Source organism: Delftia sp., from assembly GCF_059499305.1.
This window is the reverse complement of record NZ_JCABYI010000004.1, coordinates 359,397-382,317: the sequence shown is the minus strand read 5'-3', so window position 1 is coordinate 382,317 and position 22,921 is coordinate 359,397. Positions and strand designations below refer to the sequence as shown.

The window sequence follows — 22,921 nt, the reverse complement described above, 5'->3', positions numbered from 1 at the left end:
GGTTCGAAAGGTTGCGGACATGCTCAGGATAGCTCAGCCATGGACAGCGCGGACTCCATGTCCACGGCCACGATGCGGGACACGCCCTGCTCCTGCATGGTCACGCCGATGAGCTGCTGCGCCATTTCCATGGCGATCTTGTTGTGGCTGATGAACAGGAACTGCGTGCCCTTGCTCATGCTGGCCACCAGCTTGGCATAGCGCTCGGTGTTGGCGTCGTCCAGCGGCGCGTCCACCTCGTCCAGCAGACAGAACGGCGCCGGGTTGAGCTGGAAGATGGCGAAGACCAGGGCAATCGCCGTCAGCGCCTTCTCGCCACCGGACAGCAGGTGGATGGTCTGGTTCTTCTTGCCGGGCGGCTGCGCGATCACCTGCACGCCCGAGTCGAGGATTTCATCGCCGGTGATCACCAGCTTGGCCTGGCCACCGCCGAACAGCTCGGGGAACATGCGCCCGAAATGCCCGTTCACGGTCTCGAAGGTGCCCGACAGCAGCTCGCGCGTCTCGGCGTCGATCTTGCGGATGGCATCTTCCAGCGTGTTCATGGCCTGGGTCAGGTCCTCGGTCTGCGCGTCAAGGAAGGTCTTGCGCTCGCGCGCCAGCTTCAGCTCGTCCAGCGCCGCCAGGTTGACGGCGCCCAGGGCGGCGATCTCGCGGTGCAGCCGGTCGATTTCGCCCTGCAGGCCGTGCATGCGCACATTGGCCTCGGCAATGGACTGGGAGACGGCTGCCAGGTCGGCACCGGCCTCCTCCAGCAGGGTGGAGTACTGCTCCAGGCCCAGGCGCGCGGCCTGCTCCTTGAGCTGGAATTCGGTGATGCGCTGGCGCAGCGGGTCCAGCGCCTTCTCCAGCTGCTGGCGGCGTTCGTCGCTGGCGCGCAGCTTGTTGGTCAGGTCGTCATATTCGCTGCGGCGCGCGGCCACGGCCTGCTCGCGCTGCATCTTCAGATCCAGCGCGTCCTGCAGGCCGCCCTGGGCGGCGGCATCGGTCAGGCGCGTGAGTTCGTCCTGCGCGCGCTGCTGCTCGTCGGCCAGCGAGCGGGCCTGCTGGCTGGCCGTCTCTATGGTGCGGCTGAGTTCGCCCCGGCGCGCCTCCAGGCTGCGCCGCGAGAAGGTGGCCTCCTGGGCCTGGCGCTCCAGCGTGCGCAGCTGCTCGCGCGATTCGTTCAGGCGCCGCTCGGACTCCAGCACCTTGTCGCCCAGCAGGGCATGGCGCTCCTGGCTGTCGGCCAGCTGCATGTCCAGTTCCTCGAAGCGGGCTTCGGCCGCCACGCGGCGCTCCTCGATGTCGGACAGCTGGGCCTCGACCTCGGCCAGGTCGGCGCTGATCTGGGCATTGCGCGCACGGGCCTGCTCGGCCAGCTGCGACAGGCGCAGGGTCTCGACCTGCAGCTCATGGGCGCGGCCTTGCGATTCGCTGGCCTCGCGCCGGGCGCTGACCAGGCGCTGCGAGGCCTCGGCATAGGCGCTTTCGGCACGCACCAGGGCCGTGCGCGATTCGTCGGAGATCAGCGCCTGGGCGCGCACTTCCTTTTCGAGGTGCTCGATTTCCTGGGCGCGTGCCAGCAGGCCGGATTGCTCCGAGTCCTGCGCATAGAAGCTCACGCTGTGGCTGCTGACGGCATGGCCCGTGGGCACATAGACCGTCTCGCCGGGCCGCAGCTCGCCGCGGCGCGACAGCGCCTCTTCCAGCGTGGGCGCCGTGTAGCAGTCCTGCAACCAGTCGCCGAGCACGGCGCGCAGGCCGGCATCGTTCACGCGCAGCAGATCGGACAGGTGCTGCCAGCGCCCCGGCGCGGGCGCGGGGGCGCCCTGCGGCGGGCTGAAGAAGGCCAGGCGCGCGGGGGGCGCATCGTGCCCGCCTGCGCCCAGGAAGCCGCGCACCATGTCGAGCCGGCCCACTTCCAGCGCGCCCAGGCGTTCGCGCAGCGCGGCCTCCAGCGCGTTTTCCCAGCCGGGCTCGATGGCAATGCGGCTCCACAGGCCCTGCATGCCGTCCAGGCCGTGCTTGGCCAGCCAGGGCTGGAGCTTGCCGTCTGTCTTGACCTTTTCCTGCAGGGCCTTGAGGGCTTCCAGCCGCGCCGACAGGTCGGCATGGCGCGCGGCCTCGGCATTGACGGCCTGCTGGCGCGTGCGACGGTCCTCATCGAGCTGGGGCACGGAGTCCTGCAGCTCGTTGAGCACGGCATCGGCCATTTCAGCCAGTTCGCGGGCCTCGTCCAGCTGGGACTGCAGATTGTGGAGGCGGGCCTCGTCGGGTGTCTCCAGCGCATTGCGGTCGGCGCGCAGTCGCTCGAAGCGGGTCTCGAACTGGCGGCGCTGCTCGTCCAGGCTGCGCTGCTCAGCGGCCAGCACCTGGATCTGCTGCTGCACCTGCACCACGCTGGCGCGCTGGTCGGCATCGGCCTTCTGGGCATTGCGCAGCGCCTCTTCCAGGTCGGGCAGGCGCATGCTCTGCTCCTCGACCTGGGCGGCCAGCATCTCGGCCTGTTCCTCGGCGTCCATACCGGCGCCGTCGAGATTTTCGATTTCGGCTTCGGCCTCCTCGCGGCGGCTGTTCCACAGCAGCACCTGCTCGGACAGCTGCTGCAGCCGCTGCTGCACGCGCTGGCGGCCTTCGAGCACGTAGCGGATCTCGGCCTCCAGCTTGCCGACCTCGGCCGTGGATTCGTAGAGCTTGGCCTGGGCCTGGTTGACCTGGTCGCTGGCGTCGTAGTGGGCCTGGCGCAGGGTTTCGAGTCCGCTTTCGTTGTTGCGGATGTCGGCCATGCGCTCTTCCAGCTCGTTGACGGCCTTCAGGCCCTCCACGCGCACGCGGTCCTGCTCGGCCTCGGCCTCGGCGCGCTTGAGAAACCACAGCTGCTGCTGCTTGAGCGTGACCTGGGACTGCAGCGCGTTGTACTGCGCCGCCACCTCGGCCTGCTTCTCCAGCCGGTCGAGGTTGTTGTTGAGCTCGCGCAGGATGTCCTCCACGCGCGTGAGGTTCTCGGTGGTGGCCGAGAGTCGGTTCTCGGTCTCGCGCCGGCGCTCCTTGTACTTGGACACGCCTGCGGCCTCTTCCAGGAACAGGCGCAGCTCCTCGGGGCGCGACTCGATGATGCGGCTGATCGTGCCCTGGCCGATGATGGCGTAGGCGCGCGGGCCCAGGCCCGTGCCCAGGAACACGTCCTGCACGTCACGGCGGCGCACGGCCTGGTTGTTGATGAAGTAGCTGCTGTTGCCCTCGCGCGTGAGCACGCGCTTGACGGCGATCTCACCGAACTGGCCCCACTGGCCGCCCGCACGGTGGTCGCTGTTGTCGAACACCAGCTCCACGCTGGAGCGGCTGGCCGGCTTGCGGTGCGTGGTGCCGTTGAAGATCACGTCCTGCATGGACTCGCCGCGCAGCTCGCTGGCCTTGCTCTCGCCCAGCACCCAGCGCACCGCATCCATGATGTTGGACTTGCCGCAGCCGTTGGGGCCCACCACGCCCACCAGTTGACCCGGCAGCATGAAGTTGGTGGGCTCGGCGAAGGACTTGAAGCCGGACAGCTTGATGGAATTCAGGCGCACGATGCAGGCACAAAGCGGTCCGCGGCGAACGGACAAACAAGGAGGTGGGGAAAGAACAAGGCAGCTCGGGATGATACCGCGCGCCACCCCCTCTCAAGAATGGAAAGCGGCCCGGGCGGGGCCGCTGCGAATGTCAAGAATGGTTTGAAGGGACCTCTGGCCCCGTGCTGGCGTCCGTGCATTCCGCCACTTCGGGCCGGTGTTGCGCCGGCTGGGTCAGGCATGCGGGGCTCAAGGCCGGGGGGCGCTGCGCGGGGGCGGCCTCGCGCACCAGGGCCTCGAAGCTGCGCACGGGCACGGGCGGGCTGAGCAGGTAGCCCTGCCAGACGTGGCAGCTCTGGTCTTCGAGGAATTGGCGCTGCGCCTCGGTTTCCACGCCTTCGGCAATGACCTGCAGTCCCAGGCTGGTGCCCAGGGCGACGATGGTGCGCGCAATGGCCGCGTCGTTGGGGTCGCTGAGCACGTCGCGCACGAAGCTGCGGTCGATCTTGAGCTGGTCCAGCGGCAGGCGCTTGAGATAGGCCAGCGAGGAATAGCCTGTGCCGAAGTCATCCAGCGAGAAGCCGACACCGTGGGCCTTGAGCGTGGCCATCTTGGCGGCCGTGTCGTCCACGTCGGCCAGCAGCAGGCTTTCGGTCAGCTCCAGCTTGAGCAGGCGCGGGTTGGCGCCGTGCTCCTTGAGCGCCTGCAGCACCTGCTCCACGAAGCGCGCCTGGTGGAACTGGCGCGGGCTGACGTTGACGGCCAGCACCATGCAGGCCATTTCGGGGTCCGCCGCCCATTGCGCCAGCTGCCTGCAGGCCTCGCCCAGCACCCATTCGCCCAGTTGCTGGATCAGGCCGGTCTCCTCGGCCAGCGAGACGAAGAGCGAGGGCGGCACCAGCCCTTCGCGCGGGTGGTTCCAGCGCAGCAGGCCTTCGGCGCCCACGATGCGTCCGTGCGCCATCTGCGGCTGGTAGTACAGGACGAACTGGCTGCGCACCAGGCCCTCGCGCATTTCCTGCTCCATGGCCGTGCGAGAGCGCAGCACGGCCTGCAACTGCGGATCGAAGAATTGCAGCGTATTGCGCCCCATGCCCTTGGCCTGGTACATGGCCATTTCGGCGCGGCGCAGCACCTCGTCGGCGCTCAGTTCCTGCTCGCCGAACAGGCTGGCGCCAATGCTCATCGTGATGTGGCAGGACTGGCCTGCCAACTGCAGCGGCTGCTGCAGCAGCGAACGCATGCGCTGGACCTCGCCTTCCAGCTGCGAGGCCGCATGCATGGAGTCCTTGCCCAGGTCCTCCAGCAGCACGACGAAGTCATCGCCGCTGTGGCGGGCCAGCGTGGCCTCGGGCCCCAGGGACTGCGCCAGGCGCTCGGCAATCATGCGCAGCAGCACATCGCCAAGCTCCAGCCCCAGGCTGTCGTTGAAGGCCTTGAAGTTGTCCACGTCCAGCAGCATGACGGCGCCGCAGCGCCCGCGCCGGCGGCTGGAGGCCAGCGCCTGCTGCAACCGGTCCACCAGCAGGCGGCGGTTGGGCAGGCCGGTGAGCGCGTCGTGGAAGGCCAGGCGGCGGATTTCCTCTTCGGCGGTCTTGCGCTGGCTCTGGTCCTGCAGGATCAGCAGGCAGCCTTCGTCCAGCAGCATGCCGCCTATCGATACGGAACGCGTGCGGCCATCGCTGCCCATGAGCTGGTATTCCTCGCAGTTGAGGGTGCCGCAGCTGTCGGACTCGCCGCTGTGCAGGCTCTGTGCCACGCGCGCCCTCGCCTGCGCGGCCTCGAAGCGGCGCTGCATGCGCAGGCGGCGGGCTTCATCGGGACACATGTTGCACCACCAGCCATCACCATCCATGCCGGCCGTGGCACCGTGGCCCGCCAGGCGCATGAATTCCTCGTTCCAGTAGGCGAAGCGGCCGTCGTCCTGAAGCATGGCCAGGCCCAGAGGCAGGCGCTGGATGACCATGCGCAGATGGCGCGATCCATCGCGCTGCATCTGCTGCAGGTGGCGCCGCGCGCTGATGTCCTGCACCAGCGCCATCAGCCGCCGGGACGGGCCATGGCCCAGCGCGGAGATATGCAGCTCCACCCAGACCAGGGTGCCGTCGCGGCGCCGCAGCTGCCGCTCGATCTGCAGCGCCCCGCGCTGGCCCGCCGTCAGCTCCTGCAGCAGCACCCGGTCGCCCTCCAGGGTTTCGGCCGCCAACAGGGCCAGCAGGGGCCGCTGGCACAGCTGCTGCGCCTCATGGCCCGTAATGTCGCAGTACCTGCGGTTCACATGCAGGACGTTGCCGCTGGCCGCATCGACCTGCACCACGCCCACGGCAGCCTGCTCGAACAGGGCCTGAAAGCGGGCATCGCTCTCGCGCATGCTGCGGGAGGAGGCGCGCAGCTGGGCCCAGCTGGAAGGATGGCGCCGCCACCAGGCCGCCGCCAGCGACGCCAGCAGGGCCGACACGAGCATGCCCAGCGCGAAAAGAACCAGGGGCTGGACACGCTCGGTCCAGGACAGGGCCGTCCCCATGGGAATGAAGTTCAACCGCCACAGCCGGTCCTGGGCCTGCAGCGTCTGCTCCAGCACCACCTGGCCGGTGTCGCCCATGCCGGCCGCCTCCTGCCCGCGCTCCGGCCAGGCCGCGCCCAGGTACAGCGGCAGCGGCGATATGCCGGCCGGCGGCAGGGGCGAGGTCGGGCCTGCGTCATGCATGGCCAGCGCAAGCCGGCGCAGAAAGCCGCGTTCATGCAGATCCTGCACCAGGTCGTGCACGCGCACGCTGACGTCGGCAGTCCCCAGAAACAGCGGCTGCGCGGCCTCCCCGTCCGGGGACTGGTGGTCCACAAGCGCAAAGACAGGCGCGCGCACCAGCACGGCGGTGGCATGCTCGCCGGGCTGCTTCAGCGCAAACGGTGCCGAGACCACGGCGGCCGCGCTGTCGCGGCTGCGCACCATGCTGGCCATGAGGCTGGGGCGGTCGTGCATGTCCAGGCCGGCAATGGACTCGTTGCCCTCCAGCGGCCAGAGATAGTCGATGAAGAAATAGTGCGGCCCGGGCCGAGCGGTGAAGGCCTGATCCTGGCCGGGCAGACCGCGCTGCGTTGCGGCCCGTGTAAAGGACAGCGCCTGCATGCCCGGCTGCGCCTGTATGCGCAGCGCCTGCGCCATGCGCGCGAAGGCCGATTGCCCCATCTCGGGAGAGGCGGCCAGCTGGTTGGCCACATGCTGGACCATGACCGCGTAGGCATCCAGGCGCATCTCCAGCGCCTGGCGGGCCGACTGGGCCTGCTGGGTATGGCGCTGCAGGTCGATACGCTCCAGCGCCCGCTGCTGCTGCAAGGCAAGCACAGCGCTCAGGCACATGCCCACCGCCATGACGGTTGCGGCTGGCCAGGCGGCCCGGATGGCTACAAGCGTGCGCTGGGCAAAAACTGACATGGAGCGGCTAAGGCGGAATAGGCGGTCACGGGAAATCGGTCCAGGAGCACGGAACCGCTCGTTGCCAGCCCCATGGCAGGTTCACCGGAAAGGGCAGTACAGGCCATATGGAGCAGAGCGCGAGGATAAATGGATTTCGGCACGCGGCAGGCGAACCATGGATAAGACAAATCCTACAAACACCCTTCCTCTATCGTCTGCAAGCACACTTGCTGAAGGCTGGCCCGGGCAAACCCTAGAGAGCTCCGCAGGCCGGCGTGGGACTGGGGGACCGAACCGTTGCACGCTCCCTCATCCATGAAATCAAAAGCAGCAATTTTGAAACGGCAGTGAAACGAATGTTGCGGCGGCAGCCAGCACCGCAGTGCACACGCCCTGTGCTGGCGCGCTGCAAGGCTTGCACGGGTTTTCCCTTGATGCGGATGGCATGGCGCTTGCAACAAACCTGGCCTACTGCCATCGCCTGACACCGCAGGGGACACCGTCCATGTGCATCAACCGCCGCCAGAGGCTGCGCGCTCCGGCGATCGGCAGACCGCAAGAACAGACACAGATACGAACAACAGCACAGGAGGCCTGAGATGGGCGCGATCCCCGAAACCTTTCTTCCCCAGTTGCGCATCCCTGCCACCTACCTGCGCGGCGGCACCAGCAAGGGCGTGTTCTTTCGCCTGCAGGATCTGCCCGAGGCGGCCCGGCACCCCGGACCCGTGCGCGACGCCATCCTGTTGCGCGCCCTGGGCAGCCCCGACCCGTACGGCAAGCAGATCGACGGCATGGGCAATGCATCGTCCAGCACCAGCAAGGCCGTGATCCTGGCTCCCAGTACGCGGGAAGGCCATGACGTGGACTATCTGTTTGGCCAGGTCGCCATCGACCAGCCGTTTGTGGACTGGAGCGGCAACTGCGGCAACCTCTCGGCCGCCGTGGGGCCCTGCGCCATCCACATGGGACTGATAGATCCCGCGCGCATTCCTCGCAACGGCACGGTCACCATCCGCATCTGGCAGGCCAACATCGCCAAGACCATCGTGGCCCATGTGCCCATCACGCAAGGCCAGGTCCAGGAGACCGGCTCCTTCGAGCTCGATGGCGTGACCTTCCCGGCCGCCGAAGTGGCGCTGGAGTTCCTGGATCCCGCCGATGAAGGAGACGATGGCGGAGCCATGTTCCCGACAGGCCACCTCGTGGACCGGCTGGACGTGCCCGGCGTGGGCAGTCTGGCGGCCACGCTGATCAATGCGGGCATTCCGACCATCTTCCTGAACGCCCAGGACCTGGGCTACACGGGCTGCGAGCTGCAGGACGCCATCAACACGGACGACGAGGCCCTGGCCCGCTTCGAGGCCATACGCGCCCACGGCGCGCTGCAGATGGGGCTGATCAAGGACCTGGCCGAGGCCGCCAGACGGCAGCACACGCCAAAGATCGCCTTTGTGGCGCCACCGGCCGCCTACACGGCATCCAGCGGCAAGCGCATTGAATCGGGTGACGTGGACCTGCTGGTGCGCGCCCTGTCCATGGGCAAGCTGCACCACGCCATGATGGGCACGGCTGCCGTGGCCATCGGCACCGCAGCGGCCGTGCCGGGCACGCTGGTGAATCTGGCGGCAGGCGGCGGCGAGCGCAGCGCCGTGCGCTTTGGCCACCCCTCCGGAACGCTGCGCGTGGGCGCCGAGGCCCGTTTGGTGAACGGCCAGTGGCAGGTGACCAAGGCCCTGATGAGCCGCAGCGCACGCATCCTGATGGAAGGCTGGATCAGGGTCCCCGGCGAGGTGTTGAACGCCGCATGAATGCGCGGGCCGGGTCTTCAGGCCGCAGCCGTGCTCACGCCTCGGCTGCCAGCGCCGCCCCACGCCACGCCTGGAGCTGCTCCAGCGTGTTCGTCGTGCCGCCACAGGCCACCACCAGCACGCGCTGGAAGCCTTGCAACGCAGGAGCGCGCCCGTAGGCCAGGGCCAGCGCGGCGCCACAGGCCGGCTCCACATGCAGGCGATGGTCGTCAATGAAGCGCAGGCAGGCCTGCAGCGCCTGCGCATCCGTCACCACGGCGCTTCGCACGGGGTGCACCTGCGCCAGATCGAAGGCTCTCTGGCAGACCTGGCGCGCGCCCAGCGAAGTAGCCACGCTGGTGATGCGGTCCAGCAGTACGCGGCGGCCCTGGGCCAGGGACTGCGCCAGAGAATCGGCGCCGGCCGTCTCCGCCGCGATCACGGGCACATCGGTCCAGCCATGGCGCTCCAGGCCCTGCACCACGCCGGCCAGCAGGCCGCCGCCGCCCACGGCCAGCACCACGGCGTCGGGCTTGAAGCCGGCAGCGGCCAGTTCGTCGACGAGGGTGGAATGCCCGGCCCACAGCAGCGGATCGTCAAACGGGTGGACAAAGGCATCGTCGGCACCCAGCAGGGACTGGGCCAGCGCATTGGCCTCGTCCCAGACGGAGCCATGCACGATCAGCTCGGCGCCCTGGGCGCGGATCAATGCCCGTGCATGCTCGGTCGTGGTCTGGGGAACGACCACGGTGACGGGCATCGACAGCTGCCGTCCCGCATAGGCCACGGCAATGCCGGCATTGCCGCCCGACGAGGCCACAAAGCGCTTCTTGCCCTGGCCCGCCAGGGTCTCGCAGGCATGGCCTATGCCGCGCAGCTTGAATGATCCGCAAGGCTGCAGCGCGTCCAGCTTGAGCCAGATGTTCTGGCCGCTGGCCTGCCCCAGGGCATGGGATTCGATGAGGGGAGTGGAGGTGTGCAAAGGCATGGAGCGGCAGTGTAGAACCGGGCTGCCATCGCGATAATCCCCCGGTATTCCAAATATTCTTTGCGCCATGAGCACAAATCAAGCCCTGCCCCTGTTCGGGGAAATGGCCATCTTCGTCAAGGTGGTGGACACGGGCAGCTTCTCCGAGGCCGCGCGCCAGCTGGGCAGCACGCCATCGGCCACCAGCCGGGGCGTGGCGCGGCTGGAAAAGGCGCTGGGCCTGCGCCTGCTGGAACGCACCACGCGCAAGCTGCGCCTGAGCGAGGCCGGCCGCGAAGTGCATGCGCGCTGCCTGGACATGGTGGGCGCCGCGCAGGCCGTCATGGCTGCATCCCTGCTTCAGGACGCGCAGCCGCGCGGCCTGGTGCGCATCAGCGTGCCCAAGGCCGTGGGCCATACCGTGGTCCATCCCCACATGCCCGACTTCCTGGCCCTGTATCCCGAGGTCGACGTGCAAATGCGGCTGGAAGACCGCTACATGGACCTGATCGATGACCCCGTGGACCTGGCCATACGCATCACCAACCACCCGCCGCCAGGCCTCATGGGCCGCCACCTGATGGACATCGACCATCTGCTGTGCGCCTCGCCCCAGTACCTGGCCCGGCACGGCACGCCCGTGCATCCGCTGGAGCTCAAGGCCCACAGCTGCATCTACCTGGGGGAGGAGCCCGGCGACGCGCACTGGAAGCTGCGCGGCCGCGGCAAGACCGTCACCGTGGCCGTGCGCGGGCGCTATGCCGCCAACCACACCGGTGTGCGGCTGGACGCCGTGCTGCAGCACATCGGCATCGCCAGCCTGCCCCGCTTCACGGCACGGCAGGCCCTGGCGGACGGGCGCATCGTGCAGGTGCTGCCGGACTGGAGCTTCCTGCCCAACTACAGCGGCCAGCTGTGGATTCTTCACCCGCCCACCAGACATCTGCCACTGAAGCTGCGCGTGCTGATGGATTTCCTGGCCGAGCGGCTGGGTGGCCATGCACCCTGATCAGTCCGGCGCCTTGAGCCTGCGCCACAACGTGGCCCGGCTGATGCCCAGGATCTCGCAGGCGCGGCGCTGGTCGCCCTGTACCTGCTCCAGCACTTCGCGCATGCGCTGGCGCTCGGCATCGCGCCGGGCCTCGCGCAGTTGCAGTTGCCGCTGCTGCGCTGGCAGGGCCTGAACGGTACCCTGCCCAGCCCCGCCGCATTCAGGAAACAGCTCCCGCAAGCGGCCCATGTCCACGCGGCCCGCGCTGTCGCGCAGGTCGTGGCGGCAGGCCAGCAGGCGTTCCACCCAGTTGTCCAGCTCTCGCGCATTGCCGGGCCAGCGGTGGCCGGATGCCAGCTCCAGCAAGGCCGCCAGCAAGGGCTCCAGCGATGGCCCTTCCGCCTGCAGCGACTGCGTGCGCAGGCGCCGCGCCAGCATGGCGCGGGCCAGGGCCTGGACATCGGCCGGGCCGCGTTCGTGCAGTCCGGGCATGGACAGGCGCAGCACGGCCAGGCGGTAGAACAGGTCACGCCGGAATTCACCGCACTCGACCAGGGCCGCCAGATCGGCGTGCGTGGCGGCGATGACGCGCAGGTCCACCGGCACGGGCGTGGTGGAGCCCACGCGCAGCACTTCGCGCTCCTGCAGCACGCGCAGCAGGCGGGACTGCAGGGCCAGCGGCATGTCGCCGATCTCGTCCAGGAACAAGGTGCCCGTATGGGCCGCCTCGATCAGCCCGGTCTTGCCGCCGCGCCGCGCGCCGGTGAAAGCGCCTTCGTCGTAGCCGAAGAGTTCGCTCTCCAGCAGGCTTTCCCCCAGGGCCGCGCAGTTGACGGCCAGAAAGGGCTGGGCGGCGCGCCGGCTGGCGCGGTGCATGCCCTGGGCCAGCAACTCCTTGCCCGTGCCGCTGTCGCCCTGGATGAGCACGGTGGCATCGCTGGCCGCGAACTGGCGCGCCAGGCGGCGCACGCGCTGGGCGGGCCCGCTGTCGCCCGCGTAGTCTTCGATGCGCCAGCGCACGCCCGCGCCGCGCAGGCTGCGGTTGGCGCGCAGGTGGCGGTCGGCGCGCTGGATGGTGGCGGGGTCGCGGCAGACCAGCAAGGCGCCCGTGAGCTGGCCGTTTTCCACGATGGGCGCGCGCCGTACCACCAGGGTGCGCATGGCCAGCTGGACCACGTCTTCACTGCCTTCGGGCTCCAGGGACTGCGACTGCAGCGCCTGTGCCAGTGCCAGCGCGGGTGCCACCTCGTCCAGCAGCCGGCCATGCAGCGCATTGGCGGGCGCGCCCAGCAGCGCGGCCATGGTGGGGTTCAGGGCCTGGATGCGGCCTTGCGTGTCCACGGCGACCACGCCGTCCTGCAACTGGCCGAGCACGGTTTCCAGCCGCTGGTGGCGGGCGCGCTCGGCATGGCGGTGGCGGGCCAGCAGCACGGCATCACGCAGGGCCTGCAGCACGGCGCCATCGGAGTACAGCAGCACGCTGGGAATGCCGGCCTGCTCGGCCAGGTCGGCCACCAGGCCGGGCGCGACGACGGCGCCCACGCCGGCGGCCTGCAGCGCACGCACGCAGGCCTGGGCATCTTCGGGTCCGTGGTAGCTGAACTGCGCAATGCCGGCGCCGAACAGCGCGTCGAACTGGGCCAGATGCGGCGAGGGATGGTCGAACGACACCAGCCCGATGCGCGGCGTGCCGCCGGACTGGGCCAGTGCACGTGCGCTGGCCAGCGCCTGCAGCAGATCGAACCCCCGCACCTCGATCATGACGACGGGGATATCGACCCGCTCGCGCACCCAGGCGCCGCTGGCCCCTGCGGCCACCAGGGCGTCTATGGGCTCGACTGCCTGCAGCGCACGCACGGCCTGCACGGCATCGTCAAAGGCCGCGCTGACATGCTCCACACGCACCTGATCGCCCACGGCCAGCGACATGCGCTCCAGCACGCGGCCGATGCGGTGGCGGCCCACAGTGACGACGCGCGGCCAGGCTGCGCGGGGGCCGGCAGGGGTTGCATGCATGGAAGGCACAACTGATTCATTCATGCAACCGATTATTTCATTCATGCAACACCGCACCGGGCAAATCGGTGAATGCCTGCAGAGCAGGCTTTTCAAGAATCACAAAACCCATTCACATCAACAACTTGCGATATCAAGGGTTTACCCTTTGATCCGGTGGCATGCCACTTGCAAACAGGGCAGGCGTTTCAATCATTTCAAGCATTTCCAGGAGACCCCATGAACCAGCCATCCCGCCTGCCCCGCCGCACCGCCCTGGCCACCCTGCTTGCCGCCGCGCTGCCGCTGGCCGGCGTGACCTGCTCCTTCGCTGCACGGGCTGCCGGCGCCGCCGATGCCTGGCCCACCCGCCCCATTCGCCTGGTGGTGCCGTTCTCGGCAGGCGGCGCCAATGACCTGATGGCACGCTCGGCTGCCGAAGGCGCGTCCAGGATCCTGGGCCAGCCCGTGGTGGTCGACAACCGCGCGGGTGCGGGAGGCACGGTGGGCGCCGACATCGTGGCCAAGGCCCAGCCCGACGGCTACACCCTGCTGGTGAGCGCGGCTGGCGTGATCTCCAACAGCATGATCAAGAAGACCATGCCGTTCAAGGACGATGCGCTGGTTCCGGTGGCCATGATCGGCCTGGCGCCGTCCGTGATCGTGGTTCCCAAGAACGCGCCCTACCAGAACCTGCGCGATTTCGTCGAGGCATCGAAGAAGGGCCAGGGCTTCAATTTCGCCACGGCCGGCACGGGCAGCACGCCGCATTTCGTGGCCGAGATGCTGAACGTGAAGTACGGCGCCCAGCTGCAGCCCGTGCCCTACAAGAGCGGGTCGGAGAGCACGACGGCCGTGCTGGGCGGGCAGGTGGAGGGCACGTCGGAGGCCAGCATCATCGCCCTGCCCCACATCCTCAACGAAGGCAAGTTCAAGGCCCTGGCCACCACCTGGACGCAGCGCATCTCGGCCTATCCGCAGCTGTCCACCGCCGTGGAGCAGGGCTTTGCCGAGCTGCAGATCGCGCACTGGGCCGGCATCCATGCGCCCAAGGGGACGCCGCCCGCCATCCTGGACAAGCTGGCCGCCGCCGTGGACAAGGCCATGAAGGAGCCGGCCACGGTGGAAAAGCTCAAGGGCCTGGGCATCGAGCCCATCGGCGGCACGCGCGCCGAGTTCGTGAAGTTCACAGACGCCGAACGCAAGCGCCTGGGCGAGATCGTCAAGGCCGCGAACATGCAGGAAAAGTGAACCGCTTGCGCCATCACCACCGATCCCAACCGAGACAAGACACCATGAATACCCGCCGCAACACCCTCCGCCTGGGCATGGGCCTGGCCCTCAGCGCCATCGCCACCGCTGCCGCCCTGCTCGCTGCCCCCGCCAGCGCCGTGGCCCAGGGCGCAGATGCCTGGCCCTCGCGCCCCATCAAGCTCATCGTGCCCTATGCGGCTGGCGGCTTTGCCGATACGCGGGCCCGAAAGATCGCCGACAAGATAGGCCAGAGCCTGGGCCAGCCCATCGTGATCGACAACCGCGGCGGCGCGGGCGGCGTGACGGGCACGGATGCCATCGCCAAGGCCACGGACGGCCATACCTTCGGCTTCGGCTCGCCGGGTCCGCTGGTGACCAATCCCATGCTGATGAAAAAGCTGCCCTACAACGCCGCACGCGACCTGCAGCCCATCATCCTGATCGAAGAGGCGCCGCTGATCCTGACCACGGCGCCCAACCAGCCGTTCAAGACCGTGGCCGAACTGGTCGCGGCAGCCAAGGCCAAGCCCGGCACGCTGACCTATGGATCGTCGGGCGTGGGCGGTGCCCACCACCTGTCGGGCGAGCTGCTGGCCTTCCAGACGCGCACGGAAATGGTCCATGTGCCCTACAAGGGCGGCGCGCTGGCGGCCACCGACCTGATGGGCGGCCACCTGGCCTTCATGTTCGAGATGGGCTATGCGGCCCTGCCCGCCATCCAGGGCGACAAGGTCAAGGCGCTGGCCGTGTCCAGCAAGCAGCGACTGAAGGTGCTGCCCGGCGTGCCCACGTTGGATGAGGCGGGCATCAAGGGCTTCGAGTCATACAACTGGCTGGGCATGATCGCGCCGGCCAGCACGCCGCCGGCCGTGATCGAGCGCCTGAACAAGGCCGTGAACGAGGCCCTCAAGGACGCGGAGGTGCGCGCCATGATCGAGAACACGGGCGGCATGGTCATGGGCGGCACGCCCCAGGCCTACGGAAAGTTCATCGAGGCCGAGCGCGCCAAGTGGGGCCCGGTGATCAAGAACGCCAACATCACGCTGGACTGAGCGCCAGCCCGCGCATCGCTTTTTCCCATCCGACAGAACCCTCCATGAACACCAAGCAACAACTCAAGGCCCTGGCCGAAGCGCGCCGCGGCGTGCTCGTGCCCGGCGCATTCAACGCACTGTCCGCGCGCGTCGTGGCCGATCTCGGCTTCGAGGCCATCTATGTGACCGGCGCTGGCGTGACCAATATGTGGTTCGGCCTGCCCGACCAGGCCTTCATGGGCCTGACCGACATCGCCGACCACACGGCCCGCATCCGCGACGCCGTGGATCTGCCGCTGATCGTCGATGCCGACACCGGCTTCGGCAACGCGCTCAACACCTACCATGCGGTGCGCACGCTGGAGCGCGCGGGCGCCGACTGCATCCAGATCGAGGACCAGATCAGCCCCAAGCGCTGCGGCCATTTCAATGGCAAGGAAGTGATTTCCACCGAGGAAATGCTGGGCAAGATCAAGGCCGCCGTGGACGCGCGCCGCGACCAGGGCACGCTGATCATGGCGCGCACCGATGCCTGCGCCACGCAGGGCTTCGAGGCTGCCGTCGAGCGCGCCCAGCGCTTTGCCGAGGCGGGAGCCGACATCCTCTTCGTGGAGGCCGTGACCCAGGCCGAAGAAATCCGCGCCCTGCCCCAGCGCCTGTCCACGCCGCAGCTGATGAACATGGTGATCGGAGGCAAGACGCCCATCACCGACGCGGGCGAGCTGGCAGACCTGGGCTATGGCCTGGTGCTGTATGCCAATGCCGCGCTGCAAGGCGCCGTGGCCGGCATGCAAAAGGCGCTGGGCCAGCTGCGCAACGAGCGCAGGGTGGACGAGAACCCCGCCGTGGTCGCCCCCTTTGCCGAGCGCCAGCGCCTGGTCAACAAGCCGTTCTGGGATGCGCTGGAAAAGAAGTACGAGTGAAGCACGAGTGAAGTTCGAGCGAGGGCGGGCTGGCGCAGCGCCGCTCAGCCCCTCGCAGGCGCCTTCCACCCCTTGAGCGTCAACTCCAGCGCCTGCAGCGCCTGCTGCAGGCGTTCGGGGGGCGCCCCTTCCTCGGCAATCCAGAATGCCGACTCCACCAGGCAGCCATTGAGCAGGCGCGACATGGCCAGCGGATTGGCACGCACGATCACGCCGCGCTCCATGAGCTGCTCCAGGTAGCCGGCCACGAAGGCGATGCAGGCACGGTGCTGCTCGCCCTGGTCCGTGCCCGTCAGCACGGCGCGCGCATCCTGCAGCACGATGCGGCGTATCTCGCCCTCCTGCGCCATGGCCAGGTAGGCACGGCAGTAGGCCAGGAACCCCTCCCAGGGATCTGCATGGTCGGCCAGCACCTGCTCAAGGCGTGCGTCCATCTCGGCATCCATCTGCGCCACCACGGCGGCCAGCAGGCCCGGCTTGCCGCCGAAATGGTGGTACAGCGCGCCGCGCGTCAGGCCGGCCTTGGCCGTCAGTTCGTCCATGGAGGCCTGGGCATAGCCCTGGCTGCCAAAGGCCTCGCGCGCAGCCTCGATGAGCTTGGCGCGTGTCTCCTCGATCATGCTGGCCCGGCTTTTGCGCATGGCGCACTCCATTCACATACAAAACGTATGCCAATGATACGGCGCGTCATGGGCAACCCGTAGAATCGCTGACATACGCCGCGTATGTGATTGCAGCGGCCTGTCCGTCTTCCGAGGTTTCCATGTTCCACGCCTACCGCCAGCTGTTCTCCCGGCCCGGCACGGCCGCCTTTGTGCTGGCCGGTCTCCTGGCCCGCCTGCCCCTTTCCATGACGGGTATCGGCCTGATCACCATGCTGTCCCAGCAGCGCGGCGCCTACACGCTGGCCGGCGCGGTCGCCGCCTGCTTTGCGCTGTCCATCGCGGTGCTGGCGCCCCGCATCTCGGCCCTGGTGGACCGCCATGGCCAGCGCAAGGTCCTGCCCTGGGCAGCGGCCGTGAGTGCTGCCGCCATGTTTGCGCTGCTGGCCTGCGCGCATTGGCAGGGACCGGAGTGGCTGCTGCTGGTGCTGGCAGCGCTGGTGGGTGCCCTGCCCAGCATGCCGGCCATGGTGCGTGCGCGCTGGACCGTGCTGCTGCGCGGCACGCCACAACTGCAGACGGCCTATGCGCTGGAGGCCGTGCTGGACGATGTCTGCTTCATCGTCGGCCCGCCCCTGTCGGTCGGCCTGAGCATGGTGCTGTTCCCCGAGGCCGGGCCGCTGGCCGCCTCCTTGCTGCTGCTGGTGGGCGTGGCGCTGTTCGTGGCCCAGCGCCGTACAGAGCCACCCGTGGACACATCGCAGCGGCGCACGCGCCAGCAGTCGCTGGCCCGCCATCCCGTGGTGCGCACGCTGGCGCTGTTCATGCTGGCCCAGGGCATCATCGTGGGCACCATCGACGTGGCCAGCGTGGCCTTTGCCACGCAGCAGGGCCAGCCGGCGGCGGCCAGCATCGTGCTGTCGTTCTATGCGCTGGGCTCCTGCGTGATGGGACTGGTGTTCGGCACGCTGCGCCTGAAGGCGCCGCTGCACCGCCAGATCGCCTGGGTGGGCGCCTCGGTCTGCATCACGGCCGTGCCCCTGCTGCTGGCCACCAATGTGTTCACGCTGACCCTGGCCGTGCTGCTGGCCGGCATTACCTTCGGCCCGACCATCACCGTGGCCATGGGCCTGGTGGAGCAGCAGGTGCCGCCCCAGCGCCTGACGGAGGGCATGACCTGGCTGCTGACCGGCATTGCCATGGGCGTGGCCCTGGGCGCGGCCGCCGCCGGCTGGGCCACCGACCTGTGGGGCGCGCGCATCTCCTTCGTGGTGGCGCTGCTGGCCGGTGCTGTCATGTGGGCCCTGGGCGTGCTGGCCGCACGCCAGGCACGAGCAGAGAGCCCGCCTGCCGAAGACGCAGCCGCTGCCTGCACCTGAACACGGCCCCAACGCCCGCGCCAGCCCAGACCGCTCAGGCCGTGGCCATCAAGGCCAGCAGCTCGGCCAGGCGCTGGCGCATCCACAGCGCCTCGACCCCGGGCGCCAGCCCTTCCAGCCAGAGCATGCGCACGGTCAGCGGCGGCAGCGCCAGCCCCTCGCAGGCGCGTTGCCGCAGATGCGGGCGCAGATCGCCGAACTCGGCAATATTGACCGGCAGGATGGCCCAGCCCAAGCCGTCGGCCACCATGTCGGCAATCACATAGAAGCTGTTGGAGCGCCAGACGGCGGGACTGAGCACGGTGTCCTCCACGCCCTCGATGTGCATCAGCAACTGGCGGTGCGCGGCCAGCTGCCTGCGCGTCAAGGGCTCTGCGCCATCGAGCACATGGCCCTTGGCCACGCAAATGGTCTGCGGCACGCTGCCGATATGGCGCTGGGCACAGGTGGCCGGCGCAGGCGCTCGGTCGAACTGGAAGGCGACCTGGGCACGCTGCGCCGCCACATGCTCGGCCACTTCGGAGGCCGTGCCGTTCAGCACGGTCAGCTCCATGGCCGGAAAGCGCGCCGCCAGCTCCTTGAACAGCTGGGCCAGCGGCACATAGGGCAATGCCTCGTCCAGCGCAACGGCCAGGCGCGCCTGCCCGCCTGCGGCCAGGGCGCGTGCGCGGTGGTCCATGGCCTGGGCCTGGTGCAGCAGGGACCGGGCCTCCAGCAGCATGACCTCGCCTGCGGCCGTGAGCCGCACATGGCGTCCCACACGGTCGAACAGCTCCAGCCCCAGATCGGCCTCCAGCAGGCCGATGGCCGTGCTCACGGCCGATTGCGCACGGCCCAGGCGGCGCGCAGCCTCGGTCATGGTGCCGGCCTCGGCCACCGCCACGAAATGCCTCAGTCTGTCCAGTGTCCATTCCATCCATCAATTTTATGGATTGAATCAAACTTTGATAAAGCATTTTATTGATGGAAACTGCGGCTTTCATCCAAAGGAAGCTCCGGCCCACAAGGCCAGGGGCAAACAGGTGCTTTATGGCGTTCACGACGCAAACCCGGGTCCTCGCTGCGGGGCATCCCTCCAAATCTCTGGCGGCCGACCCGCGCCGCTGGCTGGTGCTGGCCATCGTCTCGGTGGCGCTGCTGCTCATCGTCATCGACATGACGGTGCTCTACACGGCACTGCCGCGCCTCACGCATGACCTTGCGGCCACGGCCTCCGCCAAGCTGTGGATCGTCAATATCTATGCCCTGGTGGTTTCCGGCCTGCTGCTGGGCATGGGCACGCTGGGCGACAGGCTCGGCCACAAGCGGCTGTTCATGGCCGGGCTGTGCGTGTTCGGCCTGGCATCGCTGTGCGCGGCCTTTGCGCCCTCGCCCACCCTGCTGATTGCGGCGCGCGCGCTGCTGGGCGTGGGCGCGGCCATGATGATGCCGGCCACGCTGTCCCTGATCCGCCTGAGCTTTGCCGATGAGCGCGAGCGCGCGCTGGCCATCGGCATCTGGGCCTCGGTGGCCTCGGGCGGCGCGGCATTCGGGCCGGTGGTGGGCGGGCTGCTGCTCGAATACTTCTGGTGGGGCTCGGTGTTCCTGATCAATGTGCCCATCGTGCTGCTCGCCCTGCCCCTGGCCGGCTGGCTGATTCCCGCAGGCACGGCCACTTCGCAGCGGCCCTGGGACTTCATCGGCTCATTGCAGGTCATGGCAGGCCTGGTGGGCAGCACCTACGCCATCAAGGAAGCCGGCAAACAGTCGCCCGACTGGGCCCTGGCCGCCGTGGCCCTGGTGCTGGGCCTGGGCTTTCTCGCGCTGTTCGTGCGGCGCCAGCGGCGCAGCAGCGACCCGCTGCTGGACTTCGCCCTGTTCCGCAACCCGGCCTTTGCCACGGCCGTGGCCTCGGCCCTGGTGGCTGCGGCAGCGCTGATCGGCATGGAACTGGTCTTCAGCCAGCGCCTGCAACTGGTGCAGGGCCTGTCTCCGCTGCAGGCGGGCCTGGCCGTGCTGCCGCTGCCGCTGGCCGCCTTTGTTGCCGGCCCCGTCGCAGGCCACTGGCTGCCGCGACTGGGTGGGGCTCGCATGCTGCCGGCCTCCCTGTTGCTGTCGGGCCTGGGCATGGGCGGCTACCTGCTGGTCCATGACATGGGCTGGTGGCCGCAGGCGGGGGCGCTGGCCCTGCTGGGCCTGGGCATAGGCGCGGCCATGACCACGGCGTCGAGCACCATCATGCAAAGCGCTCCCGCAGACCGTGCAGGCATGGCGGCTTCGGTCGAGGAGGTGTCATACGAGCTGGGCGGCGCCCTGGGCGTGACGCTGATGGGCAGCCTGCTGTCGGCCGTGTACGCAGGCTCTTTGCGCCTGCCTGAGGGGCTGGGCCTGGCCCTGCCCGATTCCGTGCGCGACAGCCTGGACGAAGCCCTGCTGGCCGCCGAACAGCTGAGGCCTCAGGCCGCGCACCAGTTGACCGAACTGGCACGCACGGCCTTCGGCCAGGGTTTCAGCGCCGTGATCGCCGGCGCCACGCTGCTGCTGGTGTGCACGGCGCTGTGGACGGGGTGGCGGCTGCGCGGTCAGCGCCGCTGAACGGCGGCACCCCGGCCTCAGCCAGAAAGCAAAAAAGCCCCTTTCGGGGCTTTTTGGGCGCTGCGTGCACGTTGCGCGTGCACATTGCTGGCAGCTGCTTCGATCAGGCGAAGTTCTGCTCGGCAAACTTCCAGTTCACCAGCTTGTCGAGGAAGGTCTCGACGAACTTGGGACGCAGGTTGCGGTAGTCGATGTAGTAGGCGTGTTCCCAGACGTCCACGGTCAGCAGGGCCTTGTCTTGCGTGGTCAGGGGCGTGCCGGCGGCGCCGGTGTTGACGATGTCCACCGAGCCATCGGCCTTCTTCACCAGCCAGGTCCAGCCGGAGCCGAAGTTGCCCACGGCCGACTTCACGAAGGCTTCCTTGAAGGCGGCATAGCTGCCCCACTTTTTGTTGATGGCGTCAGCCAGGGCGCCGGTGGGCTCGCCGCCACCGTTGGGGGCCATGCAGTTCCAGAAGAAGGTGTGGTTCCAGATCTGGGCTGCGTTGTTGTAGATGCCGCCGGAAGACTTCTTGACGATCTCTTCCAGGGTCATGCTTTCGAATTCGGTGCCCTTTTGCAGATTGTTCAGGTTCACCACATAGGCGTTGTGGTGCTTGCCATGGTGGTACTCCAGCGTTTCCTGGCTGTAGTGGGGCGCCAGCGCGTCAATCGCATAGGGCAGAGGGGGCAAGGTATGTTCCATGGTGTTTCCTTCGTGGTTGAAATCTTTTAGGACGGGCCAGCACCTGTTGCGCAGAGCGCCTGCAGCGCCTGCCGTGACCGTCGCGCGGGGCCTGCATTGCGCGCATTGCTGCGAGCCCTGGCCCTCACGCACCCGAACGGGCATTGTAGGAACAAGTTCGTGACCCTGCGGCGAAAGCGCGCTCCAAATCGGCCATCTTGGCCCGCTGCCGCGAGGGTGGATGTGAATTGACCGCAATCCGGCCAATCGGCCTACACGGATACCGCCTGCCGCCCGCCACTCCCTGCACGCCGAACGCTGCACACAGCGGGCCGCAGTTCAGAGCAGGCGCGGCTGCGTCACCACCAGGTCCAGGCTGCCGTCCGCCAGTTGCGCCTGCAGCGCCGTGCCCGGTGGCGCACGGCGCGCCTCGGTCACGGGATGGCCCTCGGTATCGGTGAGCAGGGCATAGCCGCGCTGCAGCACCAGGCGCGGGTCCAGCAGTTGCAGGCGAAGCTCCATGCGCGCCAGGTGGTCCGCGCGCCTGTCCAGGCCGCGGCGCATGCCCGCAGGCAGCTGCGCCTGCAGGCCCTGCCCCGCGTGGTCCATGCGCTGCAGCCTCAACTGCATGGCATGGCGCAGGCGCTGCGCCTGGCGGCTGAGCTGCAGCCGGCTGCGCGCCAGCTGTTCGCTGGGCCGGCCCAGGCGCTGCGACGCCAGGTCAAGGCGCTGCTGCTGGCGGTCCAGCAGCCGTTGCACCCCGTCCTCCAGCCGGCACTGCATGAGCTGCAGCGCACCCAGCCAGACGTCGCGCGGTTGGCTCACCAACTCTGCCGCCGCCGTGGGCGTGGGCGCGCGCAGGTCGGCGCAGAAGTCGGCAATGGTGAAGTCGGTCTCGTGCCCCACGCCGCTGATCAGCGGCACCGGGCTTTGCACGATGGTGCGGGCCAGGCGCTCGTCATTGAAGGCCCAGAGGTCTTCGATGGAGCCGCCGCCGCGCACCAGCAAGATGGTGTCGATGTGCGGCGCGCCGGCCACCGATCCCGCGCCTTCCTGCGCCAGCCCATAAAGCCTTTGCAGCGCGTCGATCAGCGAGGCCGGTGCCTGCGCGCCCTGCACCAGGGCCGGCACCAGCACCACGGGGATGTGGGGCACGCGGCGGCGCAGCGCGGTGATCACGTCGTGCAGCGCGGCAGCCCCCGGCGAAGTCACCACGCCAATGCCGCGCGGCAGCGGCGGCAGGCTGCGCTTGCGCGCCGCATCGAAGAGGCCTTCGGCCTCCAGCTGCGCCTTCAGCCGCAGGAACTGCTCGAACAGTGCGCCCTGGCCTGCACGCTGCATGCTTTCGACGACCAGTTGCAGATCACCGCGCTGCTCGTAGACACCCAGCCGGCCCCGCAACTCGACCAGCTCGCCATCACGCGGCGAAAAGTCCATGAGCTGGGCCGCGCGCCGGAACATGGCGCAGCGGATCTGCCCGCCGGCGTCCTTGATGCTGAAGTAGCAATGGCCGCTGGCCGCGCGCGAGAAGCCGCTGATCTCGCCGCGCACCGCCACCGGATTGAAGCGCGCCTGCAAGGCATCGCTCACGGCGCGGCACAGCGCGCCGACTTCCCAGACCAGCGGCGCCGCTGCTGGATTCATTGCGCCAAATGCACCGCTCATGCGGGCTCCCGGTCAGCATGCAGTGCAACATTCTCCACAGGCCGGCAGATGCAGCCTTGAAGAGGCACTTTGGCGATGATTTGCACAAGCAATCTCAAGAATACCTCGCAAGCATTTGATTAATAAGAGATTTTT

15 protein-coding genes are annotated in these 22,921 nt (G+C 68.6%); 7 read left to right on the top strand and 8 right to left on the bottom strand.

All coding sequences use genetic code 11. The features are described from left to right. Nucleotides 1-23 precede the first annotated feature (23 nt). Together smc and AC5I49_RS03540 are read right to left on the bottom strand one after the other, a co-directional pair. Entirely contained in the window at nt 24-3,551 is a 3,528-nt protein-coding gene (gene smc / locus AC5I49_RS03545) for a chromosome segregation protein SMC (RefSeq protein WP_392444168.1), read from the bottom strand. Between the two features lie 133 nt (nt 3,552-3,684). Then, complete coding sequence (locus AC5I49_RS03540; protein WP_495788843.1) at nt 3,685-6,891, bottom strand: bifunctional diguanylate cyclase/phosphodiesterase; 3,207 nt, start codon at nt 6,889-6,891, stop codon at nt 3,685-3,687. 656 nt (nt 6,892-7,547) lie between these two features. Here AC5I49_RS03540 and prpF point away from each other — a divergent pair. Beyond that, the gene (prpF, locus tag AC5I49_RS03535; protein WP_043791372.1) at nt 7,548-8,759 is read left to right on the top strand and encodes a 2-methylaconitate cis-trans isomerase PrpF; all 1,212 of its coding nucleotides are present in this window, start codon (nt 7,548-7,550) and stop codon (nt 8,757-8,759) included. Between the two features lie 34 nt (nt 8,760-8,793). On the opposite strand, the gene AC5I49_RS03530 is transcribed toward prpF, so the two are convergent. Then, a complete protein-coding gene (locus AC5I49_RS03530) occupies nt 8,794-9,726 on the bottom strand; it encodes a pyridoxal-phosphate dependent enzyme (protein ID WP_026062287.1) in 933 nt (310 codons plus the stop codon). Nucleotides 9,727-9,793: 67 nt separating this feature from the next. Between AC5I49_RS03530 and AC5I49_RS03525 the strand changes: the two genes are divergently transcribed. Beyond that, complete coding sequence (locus AC5I49_RS03525; RefSeq protein ID WP_288896192.1) at nt 9,794-10,714, top strand: LysR family transcriptional regulator; 921 nt, start codon at nt 9,794-9,796, stop codon at nt 10,712-10,714. Here AC5I49_RS03525 and prpR read toward each other — a convergent pair whose 3' ends face one another. Next, the gene (gene prpR / locus AC5I49_RS03520; protein ID WP_495788842.1) at nt 10,715-12,712 is read right to left on the bottom strand and encodes a propionate catabolism operon regulatory protein PrpR; all 1,998 of its coding nucleotides are present in this window, start codon (nt 12,710-12,712) and stop codon (nt 10,715-10,717) included. Nucleotides 12,713-12,931: 219 nt separating this feature from the next. On the opposite strand from prpR, the gene AC5I49_RS03515 reads away from it, so the two are divergent. The 3 genes from AC5I49_RS03515 to AC5I49_RS03505 are packed head-to-tail and all read left to right on the top strand — an operon-like array spanning nt 12,932 to nt 15,902. After that, nucleotides 12,932-13,942 carry a tripartite tricarboxylate transporter substrate binding protein gene (locus AC5I49_RS03515; protein WP_016445911.1) on the top strand — a complete coding sequence of 337 codons (1,011 nt, stop codon included), beginning with the start codon at nt 12,932-12,934 and terminating at the stop codon, nt 13,940-13,942. Between the two features lie 44 nt (nt 13,943-13,986). Then, nucleotides 13,987-14,997, top strand: a complete 1,011-nt coding sequence (locus AC5I49_RS03510; protein WP_279492548.1) for a Bug family tripartite tricarboxylate transporter substrate binding protein — start codon at nt 13,987-13,989, stop codon at nt 14,995-14,997. Nucleotides 14,998-15,041: 44 nt separating this feature from the next. Then, nucleotides 15,042-15,902, top strand: a complete 861-nt coding sequence (locus AC5I49_RS03505) for an isocitrate lyase/PEP mutase family protein (protein ID WP_016445909.1) — start codon at nt 15,042-15,044, stop codon at nt 15,900-15,902. Nucleotides 15,903-15,946: 44 nt separating this feature from the next. On the opposite strand, the gene AC5I49_RS03500 is transcribed toward AC5I49_RS03505, so the two are convergent. Continuing rightward, nucleotides 15,947-16,543 carry a TetR/AcrR family transcriptional regulator gene (locus AC5I49_RS03500; RefSeq protein WP_026062285.1) on the bottom strand — a complete coding sequence of 199 codons (597 nt, stop codon included), beginning with the start codon at nt 16,541-16,543 and terminating at the stop codon, nt 15,947-15,949. Nucleotides 16,544-16,665: 122 nt separating this feature from the next. Between AC5I49_RS03500 and AC5I49_RS03495 the strand changes: the two genes are divergently transcribed. Then, nucleotides 16,666-17,883 (top strand): MFS transporter, encoded by a 1,218-nt coding sequence (locus AC5I49_RS03495; protein WP_043791374.1) that lies wholly within the window; start codon nt 16,666-16,668, stop codon nt 17,881-17,883. A gap of 34 nt (nt 17,884-17,917) precedes the next feature. On the opposite strand, the gene AC5I49_RS03490 is transcribed toward AC5I49_RS03495, so the two are convergent. Further along, nucleotides 17,918-18,799 carry a LysR family transcriptional regulator gene (locus AC5I49_RS03490; protein ID WP_016445906.1) on the bottom strand — a complete coding sequence of 294 codons (882 nt, stop codon included), beginning with the start codon at nt 18,797-18,799 and terminating at the stop codon, nt 17,918-17,920. Between the two features lie 113 nt (nt 18,800-18,912). On the opposite strand from AC5I49_RS03490, the gene AC5I49_RS03485 reads away from it, so the two are divergent. Then, entirely contained in the window at nt 18,913-20,457 is a 1,545-nt protein-coding gene (locus tag AC5I49_RS03485) for an MFS transporter (RefSeq protein WP_495788841.1), read from the top strand. Nucleotides 20,458-20,560: 103 nt separating this feature from the next. Here the strand turns inward: AC5I49_RS03485 and AC5I49_RS03480 are convergent, their stop codons facing one another. Continuing rightward, the gene (locus tag AC5I49_RS03480; RefSeq protein ID WP_016445904.1) at nt 20,561-21,142 is read right to left on the bottom strand and encodes a superoxide dismutase; all 582 of its coding nucleotides are present in this window, start codon (nt 21,140-21,142) and stop codon (nt 20,561-20,563) included. 318 nt (nt 21,143-21,460) lie between these two features. After that, nucleotides 21,461-22,786, bottom strand: a complete 1,326-nt coding sequence (gene xseA, locus AC5I49_RS03475; RefSeq protein ID WP_495788840.1) for an exodeoxyribonuclease VII large subunit — start codon at nt 22,784-22,786, stop codon at nt 21,461-21,463. Nucleotides 22,787-22,921 lie beyond the last annotated feature (135 nt).